The 11,764-nt window shown below is 50.4% G+C and carries 14 protein-coding genes and 2 tRNA genes; 9 read left to right on the plus strand and 7 right to left on the minus strand.

The genetic code is table 11. The features are described 5' to 3' along the window. Positions 1–184 precede the first annotated feature (184 nt). A complete protein-coding gene (locus PRZ02_RS03315; protein WP_449464443.1) occupies positions 185–724 on the plus strand; it encodes a gamma carbonic anhydrase family protein in 540 nt (179 codons plus the stop codon). On the opposite strand, the gene PRZ02_RS03320 is transcribed toward PRZ02_RS03315, so the two are convergent. Continuing rightward, a complete protein-coding gene (locus PRZ02_RS03320; RefSeq protein ID WP_449464444.1) occupies positions 669–2,705 on the minus strand; it encodes a GNAT family N-acetyltransferase in 2,037 nt (678 codons plus the stop codon). The genes PRZ02_RS03315 and PRZ02_RS03320 overlap by 56 nt on opposite strands. 100 nt (positions 2,706–2,805) lie before the next feature. On the opposite strand from PRZ02_RS03320, the gene gap reads away from it, so the two are divergent. The 4 genes from gap to PRZ02_RS03340 all read left to right on the plus strand — a co-directional run bounded on the left by gap (position 2,806) and on the right by PRZ02_RS03340 (position 5,017). Continuing rightward, positions 2,806–3,831, plus strand: a complete 1,026-nt coding sequence (gap, locus tag PRZ02_RS03325) for a type I glyceraldehyde-3-phosphate dehydrogenase (RefSeq protein ID WP_449464445.1) — start codon at positions 2,806–2,808, stop codon at positions 3,829–3,831. Positions 3,832–3,865: 34 nt separating this feature from the next. Continuing rightward, positions 3,866–3,940: transfer RNA gene (locus PRZ02_RS03330), tRNA-Thr, on the plus strand. Between the two features lies 1 nt (position 3,941). Next, positions 3,942–4,014 (plus strand) — tRNA-Pro (locus PRZ02_RS03335). Positions 4,015–4,639: 625 nt separating this feature from the next. Next, positions 4,640–5,017, plus strand: a complete 378-nt coding sequence (locus PRZ02_RS03340; RefSeq protein WP_449464446.1) for a hypothetical protein — start codon at positions 4,640–4,642, stop codon at positions 5,015–5,017. Between the two features lie 19 nt (positions 5,018–5,036). Here the strand turns inward: PRZ02_RS03340 and amrS are convergent, their stop codons facing one another. Next, positions 5,037–6,065: an AmmeMemoRadiSam system radical SAM enzyme gene (amrS, locus tag PRZ02_RS03345; RefSeq protein WP_449464447.1), complete on the minus strand. Its 1,029-nt coding sequence runs from the start codon at positions 6,063–6,065 to the stop codon at positions 5,037–5,039. A gap of 292 nt (positions 6,066–6,357) precedes the next feature. Between amrS and PRZ02_RS03350 the strand changes: the two genes are divergently transcribed. Next, the gene (locus PRZ02_RS03350) at positions 6,358–6,696 is read left to right on the plus strand and encodes an ArsR/SmtB family transcription factor (protein WP_449464448.1); all 339 of its coding nucleotides are present in this window, start codon (positions 6,358–6,360) and stop codon (positions 6,694–6,696) included. Here the strand turns inward: PRZ02_RS03350 and PRZ02_RS03355 are convergent. The 4 genes from PRZ02_RS03355 to PRZ02_RS03370 form a co-directional block, all read right to left on the minus strand. Next, positions 6,679–7,047, minus strand: a complete 369-nt coding sequence (locus tag PRZ02_RS03355; RefSeq protein ID WP_449464449.1) for a 4Fe-4S dicluster domain-containing protein — start codon at positions 7,045–7,047, stop codon at positions 6,679–6,681. The two genes, PRZ02_RS03350 and PRZ02_RS03355, sit on opposite strands and share 18 nt — an antisense overlap. After that, entirely contained in the window at positions 7,031–7,429 is a 399-nt protein-coding gene (locus tag PRZ02_RS03360) for a 4Fe-4S dicluster domain-containing protein (protein WP_449464450.1), read from the minus strand. Before PRZ02_RS03360 ends, PRZ02_RS03355 begins: the two co-directional genes overlap by 17 nt. Positions 7,430–7,516: 87 nt before the next feature. Then, positions 7,517–7,852 (minus strand): hypothetical protein, encoded by a 336-nt coding sequence (locus PRZ02_RS03365; RefSeq protein ID WP_449464451.1) that lies wholly within the window; start codon positions 7,850–7,852, stop codon positions 7,517–7,519. A gap of 186 nt (positions 7,853–8,038) precedes the next feature. Beyond that, positions 8,039–8,590, minus strand: coding sequence for a TetR/AcrR family transcriptional regulator (locus tag PRZ02_RS03370; RefSeq protein ID WP_449464452.1), 552 nt, complete (start codon positions 8,588–8,590; stop codon positions 8,039–8,041). Positions 8,591–8,704: 114 nt separating this feature from the next. Between PRZ02_RS03370 and PRZ02_RS03375 the strand changes: the two genes are divergently transcribed. The 3 genes from PRZ02_RS03375 (at position 8,705) to PRZ02_RS03385 (ending at position 11,157) form a co-directional block, all read left to right on the plus strand. Then, positions 8,705–9,166, plus strand: a complete 462-nt coding sequence (locus PRZ02_RS03375) for a hypothetical protein (RefSeq protein ID WP_449464453.1) — start codon at positions 8,705–8,707, stop codon at positions 9,164–9,166. Positions 9,167–9,168: 2 nt separating this feature from the next. Beyond that, positions 9,169–10,440, plus strand: coding sequence for an MFS transporter (locus PRZ02_RS03380; RefSeq protein ID WP_449464454.1), 1,272 nt, complete (start codon positions 9,169–9,171; stop codon positions 10,438–10,440). 297 nt (positions 10,441–10,737) lie between these two features. Beyond that, a complete protein-coding gene (locus PRZ02_RS03385; protein ID WP_449464455.1) occupies positions 10,738–11,157 on the plus strand; it encodes an arsenate reductase ArsC in 420 nt (139 codons plus the stop codon). A gap of 13 nt (positions 11,158–11,170) precedes the next feature. Here PRZ02_RS03385 and PRZ02_RS03390 read toward each other — a convergent pair. Continuing rightward, positions 11,171–11,764, minus strand: a 594-nt coding sequence (locus PRZ02_RS03390; RefSeq protein ID WP_449464456.1) for a hypothetical protein, incomplete at its 5' end; no start/stop codon positions are given.

Here is an 11,764-nt window from a genome sequence, read left to right on the forward strand (position 1 = left end):
CAGCCCTCTTCACTATGCCGACATCATATTCCTTCTCCCAGTTTTTGATGGACATAAGTCCCTTTCCCTGCCCGGCGCTTAAAGTCAGCCTCGAAAATATTTCATGCCGCCACAGGCGCAAGTTGCAGCGTGACCCAGCACCCATTTGACTAACGCTTAAACCTAAACGCATGTCTTTCTCAAATTGCAGGAAAAATCACCACACTTCGGCAAAAACGTTTATGTGGCTGAAGGGGCGCGCGTCATAGGTGACGTAACGCTTGGGGATAACGTCAGCATTTGGCCTTGCGCGGTCCTAAGAGGAGACGAGGACAGCATAGAGGTTCTCGACAATTCCAACGTTCAGGACGGATCCGTACTTCACGCCGACTTCGGATACCCAGTCCGCGTTGGCAAGAGGGTGACCATAGGTCACGCGGCGATAGTCCATGGGGCAAGCGTGGGTGATGACGTCCTAATAGGAATGGGATCCATAGTGTTGACAGGGGCAAGCGTGGGTTCGGGAAGCATTGTAGCCGCTGGCGCGCTTATTCCCGAAGGAATGCGCGTAGAACCTGGCTCGGTGGTCATGGGAATACCTGCAAGAGTTGTAAGGAAGGCAACGGAAGAAGACGCAAAAAGGATAAGAGAAAGCTATGAGGCCTATCTAAAGCTTGTCTCCTTTCACGTTAAGAAACGCCGACGCACCCAGTTACCTCGCCGTTACTTCCATACAGCTGTCTAAGCAGCTCCGATATCTTCGCCTTATCGGTCCTCGATCCCTCTCCATCCCTGAGAAAGCGAAGCAGGGCCTCAAGGAGGTCAAGCCGAGGTCTTTCCGAAGACGAGTAAGCCCTGGCAGCCCAAACCAGAAGCGGTATAGACGACTCCAGTGGCTGCTCAAGAGGTCCCTTAATTGGCATACCTATGCGCTTAGAAAGCCTTCCAAGCGTCGTCAGGCACAAAGCCATGGCCTCGGGATTGACGCCCTTAAATATTGTGGGTACCCCCATTATCCAATGCCACATTATCTCCGGCGATCTCCCTCTCAGCATGTCCTCGACCTCCCGCTCAAGTGGCTTGACAACTATGACGCTCGGTGAACCCCCGGATCTTACGGCCTTCCACGAGATGTAAGCTGGCACGTACCCGTTCTTAACCCAAAAAGAGAGGATCTCTTCATCAACGCTGAAAGAAGCACCTAACCAGGCGGCACCCGATTCCATGGCTTTTTTCTCCACATAGTTTAAGAGCAAAGTCCCTACGCCACGGCGCTGAAGCGCTGGATGAACGGCTATCCTCACTATTCTCTGTCCCCAGTACCTTTCAAATCCCTTCATGCGCGACCTTCCGATCAGCTTATCAGGTATGAGATTTCCAGGAAGCTCGCCTCCTTCCTCAATGATCCTGACCTCCTCCTCGCTTAGAGGACCTTCCCGCGAGAGCTCGACTATACCCAGCGGACGGCCGCCTCCGTAAGCGGCCACAAAGCTCCTGTTGGGCAAGTCCATCATAGCGGCGAGATCATTGGGCTCATTCCTGTAATGCGCTTCAGCCAATATGGAATAGAAATCAGATATAACTTTGAAGTCGCGCGGGATCTCCCTTATCTCAACGGAACTCATGTCAGGTTGAGGAAGCTCCGGCTTGAGCAGAAGCGTATCCTGAGCCCACCTTTCAAGCGGGTCGTCGGGCATAAACCTTATGGGGGTCACAAGCGTGATGGTAGTAACTGCGTGGCGAGCCTCTCTTTTAACCGACTCTGCAAAGCGCAGCTCGAATCCCCTACCAGATCCCTCGTAACCCTGAACGGTCGTTGCGAACACGATCTTCTTAAACTTCCTCACAAGAGAGAGGAGCGCGTCAATGGGAAACTCCGCTGCCTCATCAACTATCACCAAGTCCAAAAGCGAGGAAGGAAAGAGCAAGGCAAGGTCTATGGGCATCCACCGAAGCGATCCGCCTCTTCCCCTGAAGACCCTGTCTTCAACCCTCTTAAAACCACTTGCCCTATCAAAAAAGTCGAAGAGAACGCCAAGAGACTCGGTCCTCTTGCTTATGACCACTAAGTTTGCCCCGCGTGATTCCCTGACGTAAGCGGCAGCCCCAAGCCCTAGAGCGGCGGACTTACCCCTTCCCCTATCTCCCCTAACTATGAGCACCTTGCTCCCTTCTTTTTTGGCCATATCCTTCATCTCGTCGATGACCGTTTGCTGCTCCGGGGTCGGCTTGAATCCCCTTTTCACCTTTAGGGAAGAAGACCAGTTCAGGTTTTTCCAGAGTAACCCACGTTCCACGTCATATCCCATGCCCACTGCGCAGCTCCGCGCGGACTCAAGCACGTGCTCAACGAAGGGCGAGGGCGGACCGAACCTCAGCGCTTGAGAAGAAGGGATCGCGCCCCTCCTCTTTCCCAGCAACAGAACTAGCAGACCTCCGGCCTTGACCAGACCAGCTGCTGCGGCTAGCGCGTTTGCGTCTAAAGCGACCCTTGCCGAAATAACAACCAAGGGTGAACCCAACCCAAGCACGCGATCGAGTTGTTCCCATGTTACAGCTCCCCTGATGGAACCCTCCTGTGGAGACCCTATTCTAATGGCACTACCGTAAATGCCAACTAGCTCATCGATGATAGCTTCCTCTTTGCTCTCGCCTCCCATTAGCACTACCAGGCCTCTGCCCTTCGTGCGAATGACGGCCTTAGCAAACGCAGATAGCTCTGACACGTTATGGACGGGCGGACGCTAATGAGAAAATATTTTACGATAACAGAATATTGTTAGAGACAAATAAACCTTTATACGTGTGTAGTTCACTTCCGTGAAAATGGCAATCAAAGTCGGCATAAATGGGTTCGGCAGAATCGGAAGAAACTTCTACAGGGCGGCCATGTCAAACGAAGAGTTCAAGAAGAAGTTCAAGATAGTGGCTGTAAACGACATAACCGACGCGAAGACGTTGGCTTACCTATTCAAGCATGACTCAGTATTTGGGACATACCCCGGAACCGTTGAGGCGAAGGGAGATACTCTTATAATTGACGGAAACGAGGTAAAAGTCCTCGCCATAAAGGAGGGACCTACCGCTCTCCCATGGAAGGACCTCGGAGTTGAGCTTGTCCTAGAGTCAACTGGTCTTTTCACCAAGAGGGAGAAGGCAGCAGGCCATCTGGCCGCCGGGGCAAAGAAGGTGATAATATCGGCTCCGTCTGAAGATGCCGATGCAACTATAGTGATGGGCGTTAACCACGACATATACGATCCCAACAAGCACACCGTAATATCAATGGGATCGTGCACCACCAACTGCCTTGACACGATGGTAAAGGTACTTGATGATGCCTTTGGAGTAGAGTTCGGTCTCATGTCTACCACGCACTCCTATACCAACGACCAAAGGATCCTTGACTTGCCTCACTCTGACCTCAGAAGGGCAAGGGCGGCTGCCTTGAACATCATACCCACAACCACGGGTGCCGCTAAGACGATTGGGCAGGTCATACCCAAGCTCAACGGAAAGATGAACGGCTTCTCTTTAAGGGTACCGACGCCTGACGGCTCCATAACCGTGCTGGTCGCGTACCTCAAGAGGGACGTGACAGTTCAGGAGGTCAACGACGCCTTCAAGAAGGCATCAGAGGGATACATGAAGGGCATAGTGGGCTACGCCACCGAACCCATAGTATCCCATGACATCGTTGGCGATCCTCACTCCTCCATATTCGACCCGTTCGGAACCATGGTCGTAGGAGGTAGGCTGGTGAACGTCATAGGCTGGTACGATAACGAGTGGGGATTCTCCAACAGGCTTGTTGACCTCATGCTCTACCTTTACAAGGACGTTCCAGCTTAAGCGAAAGAGATAAATGCGCAGGCAAGTTTTTTTTGCCTCGATAGCTCAGCCTGGTTAGAGCGTCGCCTTGGTAAGGCGAAGGTCGCGGGTTCAAATCCCGCTCGAGGCTTGGGGCCATGGGCTAGCATGGTAGGCTACGTGGCTTGGGCCCACGGGACTGGAGTTCAAATCTCCGTGGCCCCACCTCCGAAAACAGGTATTGTTTAGCTCGTGACCATTTGCGCCTACAGGCGGGACTTTGCTCAACACCGAACCTACTCGCGTCCTAATCCGCTTCCATGGTCTACATAGCGGTAGCCACCTCTCAGTCCATGCGTAGAGGCCTTCCCCGACCCCAGTTGGAGCTGCCACCTCCTTAAGGTCTCTCTGAGCTATCATTGAAGATACCTTCTTCCACTCTCCCCTGAACGTGTGAAGTTTCGCTTCTCCCTGCGCTAACTCAAACCCATGTTCTCCTACATGCCTTAAAACGAGAACTCCGACTCCCTTATCCAGATCGTCTTAACCGCTTTAACCTCCCGATGCAAGGGCACTTCTTGGCTTAAGTTCGCTGGCCTCCCCATCAATAGGGCCGGATTGGCATAACTTTTTACCAGCCCGAAGCTTCCAGTCCCCCACTCAAAAGGCAGGCTTCTTCAACCCTCCTCGGAACATCACATAACCATCAGTACGCATTACGGCAATTCTAAACTCCGCGCGTTCGGGAGGATGCGTATGTCTGTTCTGCTCAGATTAACCAATATCGAGTTTCAAAATTGGATATATCTACTATACGATATGCTTTTAAGTATCTACTATACGATATCTGGTGATAGATACGCCAAGAGGAAACTGCATCCGCGCGTACGGCTTAGCCCCCGGCTACGGTCCGGGCTTCGGGACAAGGTCCAGCCTTAGTGGCCCTTGGTTCGGTGCCCGTCAGCCAGAGCAAATGGGTTTCCCAGGTTTAGGATGGGCGGTTTACAGCGCGCTTGCGGAGGGATCGAAAACCGACAAAGAAGTCGCTGACTGGGTAACCTCGAAGATAAACTCGCAGATAACGCCAGAGCTTGTGGGCTCTCTGCTCCAAATATGGGCGTTCCGCGGGATCGTTAAGAGAGATTCCAGTAACAAGTACAGCCTGACCTGGGCACCATCACCCGCTCCAACAGGACCACAACGACTCCACAATTACAATAAAAACTGAACCAATTTTTATATTTTGATTAATCGAGAACGATCGGTATATTAGCCCCGCATTTGGAGCAATGACCGTCGTTAAGGCCTACTACCTGAGAGCTGAAGCCCTCGCGCCTGACCAAAAGGTTACCGCAATAAGGACAGTACGTGTTTTGATCTTCTCCTGGTACGTTGCCCACGTAAACGTACTTTAATCCCTCTTTCTTTGCTATGTCGCGCGCGCGACGAAGCAACTCAACGGAAGTCGGAGGCACGTCCCTCAACTGCGCGTCTGGGAAGAAACGCAGGACGTGAAACGGCATATCATCTCCTATGTTATCCACCACCCAGCGAGCCAACGACGAAAGCGACGCCATGTCGTCTCCGTACTTGGTTACAAGTAGGTCGGTCATTTCCAGGTGAATTCCGGCCTGTTTTATGGCAAGAAGAGTCTGTTTAATGACCTCGGCGTCGGGTACAGCCATCATCCTTCTGTAGAACTCAGGATTAAGCGAGCCCTTGATTCCCACGGTCATGGCATCTATGTAGCCCTTGACGTAGTCCACGGCTTCTGGCGTCATGTAACCATTGGTCACGAAAGTGTTCTTAAGTCCCCTCTTCTTCGCTTCCTTTGCAGTGTCTATGGCGTACTCCACGAATATCGTCGGCTCATTATATGTGTAGCTCACGCTCCGAGCCCCCTCATCCGAGGCAATGCGCGCTATCTCCTCAGGGGAAATCTCAAGCCCCTTAAGCTCTTTGAAGTAAGAGAGCTCCCAGTTCTGGCAGAACTTGCACCTGAAGTTGCAGCTCACTGTAGAAATTGAGAGGCTGATGGTACCAGGCAAGAAATGGTAAAAGGGCTTCTTCTCAATCGGGTCTAGATTAAGAGCGGTCACCACGCCGTACGCTTCCGTGTAGAGCTTGCCTCCTTCGTTGTACCTGACGTAGCAGTATCCCCTTTCGTGATCGGGTATCACGCACCTCCTCCAGCAGAGGTCACACTCGACTCTTTTTCCACTCAAGGGCTTGCCCAAGACCGCCTCGTGAGCTGCTAACTTGCTTTTCTCTGCCATATGAAATTAAAACGGTGGAATATAGCCCTATCATTATGTTTAAGGCAGCGAGGCAATGTACTTGGTCATCTTACGTCATCCGTTCCGCGATTAAGACTAAGACCGGCGCGCATTGCGAACGGTTTAAGCCGCGATAGAGGTGCAAAAAGGCGTAGCAAGATATGAAAACACCCGTCATATATGGCTTAAGCATGGTCTCACGCGCAACTACCCATAAGCGCTTCACGTGCATATGTCAACAAAGTCTTTTGAAATCGCGACACGCTTATAGCCGGAAAACACTTAAGACTCGATGAGTAACCCTTCATGCGATGCGCTTCCGGAACTTCTTGACGTGAAAAGCTATGAAGAAAAGGAGGCACTATTGCGTACGTTATCCAACAAGACCAGACTAGCCCTGCTCGACGCCATGATAAAGCATGGCGAGATCTGCGCGTGCGAGGTAGAGCCTGTCTTAAAACTTGCTCAACCAACAGTAACTCTGCACCTGCAAAAGCTCTACGCCGCAGGCCTGCTTAGAAGAAGAGAAGACTCCAAGTTCACCTATTACTCCATCAGGGAAGAATACATTCCACTTGTGAAGACGGTCCTTTCGCTTAAAAAGCCCTCGCGATCAGGGCGGAAGCTCTAGCTTCAGCCCAGGGTTCTTCTTCAGCCTCCCCTCAAGCTCCTCCTTGGCCTTTCCGGACTCAACGAGTTGTTTTGCGAGATCTCTTATACCGGAGGCGTCGGGAAACGATATGGCGTCCCAAAGGCACGCCACTTGGCAGTTATTACAGCCCACCATGCAGTTTTCGGGGTCCAGAACGACGGCCTTCCTCTTTTGCTCGTCATATCCAAATACGTTCCTCCTTTCCGAACACTGAACCACGCAGAGGCCGCAACCGACGCACTTGGTTTCGTCGATAACGGGCCCCCATTTTATGGCATTTCTATCCATACCGTGCCACTTGCTGAAATCCGGCTTAGCCTCGCCTGGCACTTCTCTCACCTGCTTCTGCTTTCTTCCATGCCTCTACGTCCTCCGCGGACACCCTGTGGTCAGGATGCTTGTCTAGCCTGTCCTTGAGCTCTTTCTTTACCGTAAGGAACACCTTCTCCTTTATTATGACCTGCTTGAGAAAATGCTTTGGGTCATCGGGAAAAGATATTGCGTCCTCTGGACAGAGCTTGGCGCAAGTGGTGCAACCCATAACGCAGCTCCCCGGATTGGCCACCACCGGTAGCCCTTTTTGATCAGACCATCTGAAGACGTCATTCCCGCAAGTAAGAAGACATAAACCGCAACCCGTGCACTTGGAGTAATCTATCTTAGGATACCAAACGTAACATGCCCTTTCCGCTCCGTGCCATGTCTTACTCAATTCAATAGCTATAGATTGCCATATTTAAATATGGCGATTTATATGCCTCCACTGATCTCTTCGATTAACGAGAACAAAACTAAAATGCTAGGGCCCTCCAGCGGGCTTGCCCTTCATCCTCATCATCATTTCCCTTCTGCGTTGCATCATTCCCTCGTTCATCATACTCGTTCCATGGTGATTACTTTCTAATCCTTCAAGTTTCTTAAGCGCATCATTGAAGTCCTTTACCCCAATCAGCGCTTCAGCAGCTGAATCCTCGCCAATGTATTGAAGCCATGATACTATGTGACCCTCGCTTAAGTGGTAGTTAACGCATGCCGGATCCCTAGTGCCAATTTCCTTAAGATGCTCCTTTAACTCGCTTAGATCATGCGCGACGCCAACGACCTTCTGATATGACTTAAAATAAAACGGCTGCATGTGTTTACTTTAGCATCGCCGTTTAAACATTCCTATCTGCTGATGGCTGCACAAATTTTATGAAGCCTCTCTTTTTCATAAATGTTTCACATAGACCGCACAGTGGAACCAGTACAAAGCTTCAATAATAAATAACGCACGAAATCCGCCCGAAGAACAGGCGCATCGGCGCGATTACAACCGTCGTTACGCCCTAATAGCCTTAAGGAGATCGGTGACCAGCGTTCTGCAGTACTCGTCCGGCGTTATCTTATCGTATTCCCACCACACCACATAGCAAAGTAGCGAGCCAAAGTAAGCTCTTCTCAAGGGCTCAGAGAACGGTTTTCCAATCATCTTCTCGACCTCATCGAACATCTTACCCATGGAATTAAAACACAAACCCTGCAAGCTCTTCCCGACCCTGCGATACCTGTCTTTACTCGCCATGGACATAATCAAAAGGGACCGCAAGTCCTGGTCTCTATACTTGTTGAGGAAAGCCATCCCCACATTGAACAAAAGCTCCTGTGGACTTGAGTAATGCTTCTTCATACTATCCTCGATCTCAGCAAAAGGCACGGAGGCAAGCGCCACGCGCTCTATTAAGGCGTCCTTTCTCTTAAAGTAAAGGAAGACGGTTCCCTTGCTAACGCCGCTTTTAGATGCTATCTCATCGGTTGTTGCCGCATCAAATCCCTTCTTGGCAAATACCTTTATGGCTGCCTTAAGTATTTTTTCCTCGGTGCTCTCGACCAATTCCAGTCAAGTTTCAGACTCGTGCAAACATTTAAACTTACTGACCGGTCATTGGTGACCAGCCAGTCAGTTAGGCTTAAGTATTACTGACCAGTTAGTCATAGGCGAAGAAAAATGTCGATGAGAGTATCGAAAAAATCAAACGGATATCGTCCGCACGACGTGGCCTTGATAGGCGGCATGAGGTGGGCAGTCATTGAAGCGCTCAAAAACAAGAATGATGATGAAAAGGAATTAAAGGACTGGATGACAACCGAAACTGGGGAGACGGCAACCTTCTCCCTTATACCCCTACTGGATTTGTGGGCCGACGGGGGAATAGTGACCAAGAAGGAGAACGACAAGGGCTCGCTTAGCGACGGCACGGTGCTGGGCCCGCGGTGGGTAACTATTGAGGAGCCAGAGGGGGGAGGGGCGAAAGAGGGAGAAGAAACAGTAGAGAGTGCTCTGAGCAAGGTCGAGGAATCGGTCGAATACCTCAGTGAAGTCGCCGGCCAAGACAAGGACTCGCTCTCCATCTACGCACCCGTGATAAAGGATCTCATCGTTAAGGTCACTGACTTGATTAGGTGGTGAAAATGCATAACGCATCAAGCACACGGAAGTTAGGACTGGATTTTGGTGTCATAAGTGGAGCAGAGTGGTTGATAATTATCGCCGCATTTCTCGGTAGGTATCTCCTTCAGTTCTATCAGACCACTATCCAGGAGCTGGGCTACGCCTTCGGGATGAACTCATTTGAGGTGGGAATAGGGTTCGCCCTCTTCACGCTTGCTTTTGCCGCATCTGCGGTCATCATGCATAAGTTTAGGCCAAGCCAGCTCAGAACAGTTGAGATAATATCGCTATCGCTCTTGGGTATCACCATGCCGCTCTACATGATCACAAAGGGAATTTCTGAGGCATATACCCTGATGACAATAGACGGTTTCATAGTAGGCCTCGTGATGGACTCCTTCATGACGATGGCGGGAATGGCCTCGTTAGACCAGTCAAAGAGGCAGGTTGAGCAGGCGGCGTTCTCATTCTGGGTTGCCTTGGCACTTATAGTAGCGCCATTCACGACTGGTTATCTTCTTGGCATCGGTATAATCAAACTGTTTCTCATATTTGCCGTTATGGCCTTTGTCGCCATACCCTTCGTGCTGGCGCTGAGAGGTAAGTACTCTCTGAAGTACGTCGAGAAAAGTGGTGAAGGAGCGGGAAGCGTGAGGTCACTCTTCAAGAATAGGGAGTTCAACTGGGCAATCATAGCAGCCATAGGGTACACGATACCCTTCTTCTCTCTAATGTCCTTCGGTGTCATGTATGGAGGGATGATAGGTTTCTCTCCAAGCACGGTGTTTTACCTTCTGGCCATCATGTTTGCCGGTGACGTCATAACTAGGTTCATAATCCGTCTCAAGTCCCCAATAACTAACAGATACCCTTACATGGTAGCTGCGCTTTCCTTTGCAACTCTTGCTGCCTTCTTCCTTTACGCAAGTTACTATGTTGCTCCACTGTATTACCTTGCCTTCCTGCTAGCCGGAATTCCCGATGGCATCGCGTGGACGCTAGGGCTGCAGATCGCCAACACATCGTTCAAGTCAGGGCAGATCGTCACCGCCACGTCGTTCTTCAGCTCAAGCATGATGATACTATCGGCACTGATGCCCGTAGTAGGCCTAATGGCCTCGATGAAGGGCGTAGGCTTCGTAACGGCATTCCTGATCCTTGCCGTTGCAACGCTTGCCTTCCTGCTTGCTGAGCTAGCAATGAGGCCACCCAGATCTAACATAGTAGCAACCATGCCTGTAACTGCCAGCGCGACCAGCAAGCCAGATGCCAAAGAACAAATAAATGGGTAATTTTCTCCATTTTTTATTAACTAGCTTTTAATACGAATAAGCTATTTGAGACTCCTGATTAAGTCTAGCGCTTAACCACAGGAGCAAAAATGACTCGGGAAATGCAAGCAATTTTAGCAGCGCGCTTGCTAATGAGCGCTTACAAAACCTCTGGCCCAAGCGGGGCTATCGAAACCAACACCAACGGTTTCACCGAACTCATTCCGAGAGATGTTAAAAATCAAAGAATGCCTCTGGCTGTTATTACGCGAAAAGCGGAGCAACTGAAAAATCGAAGCAATTTTAAGCCATATCATAATGATAAACGTGGAAACCATTCTTTTCCTGTGCGTAGAGAACTCCGCTAGATCTCAAATGGCGGAGGGGTTAACCAATTACTACCTCGGCAATTACTATCACGCAAAGAGCGCGGGCAGCAAGCCTTCGAAAGTGCATCCTCTAGCAATTGCAGCGATGAAGGAACTGGGAATAGATATCTCGCAAAACCGCTCGAAAAGCGTAAGAGAATTCTGGGGAATGGCATTCGATTACGTAGTAACCGTATGCGGAGATGATGAAGAGTGCCCATACTTTGCGGGCGGCAAGAAGTACCTGCATAAGTCCTTCCCAGATCCTGCTGCCGTGCGGGGATCAGAAGAAGAAAGACTGAAAGCCTTTAGGGCCGTCAGGGACAGCATGAAGGAGTGGATCCTTGAGGAATTTGGCCGGCGTGCATAAAATTCTATTTAAATCATGCGGAAAACGCCTGAGAATCTAATTCCCGCCCTGGTACAAACGTTATCCCCCGCTCTTTGCTAAGTTTCTCCAGAAATTCAACCACGTCCTTTGGTGCCGTGCCAACCGCAAGTAACTTTATGTAGCTTTTCTTATGTAGAAGCCTCTCCAGAGCGTCAACCCTTTCTTGAAGCTTGTCAATTTCCTTTAGGGCATCTTCCTTACTTGACAGATGAGTGGTGACCTCACCTATGATCAGCGGATCACCGCAAAAAACGTCTACTTCCAGCAACTTGTCTCCAATTGTAAAGCTGGTGCTACGAATCGATAGCTTGTTTGTATCGTATCCCTGCTTTTCAAGGAGCATTCTCACAAAGCCTGCAGTGTAATCCTCTAAATTGACACCTAAAGCGCTCCTGAGGCCTCCTATTGCCTTCCAAACTCCGTTCAGCTGATTAGACAAACTTTCCTGAGATTGCCTGATCTGTGCCTGTCCCTCGCGGAGAGCCCTAGTTTCCTGCCATAACCTTTCGCTGTTTTCCCAAAGTCTATGAATCTCTTGCCACAGCTTGTCTTGACCCTCGCGGAGAGATTTCAGCTCCTCCCAAAT

The organism is Tardisphaera saccharovorans (assembly GCF_046635845.1).
Taxonomy (GTDB): domain Archaea; phylum Thermoproteota; class Thermoprotei_A; order Marsarchaeales; family UBA168; genus UBA168.

What these genes read in the sequence shown, in the direction of transcription:
- gap (WP_449464445.1), top strand. Translation starts at nt 2,806, where the DNA reads ATGGCAATCAAAGTCGGCATAAATGGGTTCGGCAGAATCGGAAGAAAC.
- amrS (WP_449464447.1), bottom strand. Translation starts at nt 6,065, where the DNA reads ATGGCAGAGAAAAGCAAGTTAGCAGCTCACGAGGCGGTCTTGGGCAAG.
- PRZ02_RS03350 (WP_449464448.1), top strand. Translation starts at nt 6,358, where the DNA reads ATGAGTAACCCTTCATGCGATGCGCTTCCGGAACTTCTTGACGTGAAA.
- PRZ02_RS03365 (WP_449464451.1), bottom strand. Translation starts at nt 7,852, where the DNA reads ATGCAGCCGTTTTATTTTAAGTCATATCAGAAGGTCGTTGGCGTCGCG.
- PRZ02_RS03375 (WP_449464453.1), top strand. Translation starts at nt 8,705, where the DNA reads ATGTCGATGAGAGTATCGAAAAAATCAAACGGATATCGTCCGCACGAC.
- PRZ02_RS03380 (WP_449464454.1), top strand. Translation starts at nt 9,169, where the DNA reads ATGCATAACGCATCAAGCACACGGAAGTTAGGACTGGATTTTGGTGTC.
- PRZ02_RS03385 (WP_449464455.1), top strand. Translation starts at nt 10,738, where the DNA reads ATGATAAACGTGGAAACCATTCTTTTCCTGTGCGTAGAGAACTCCGCT.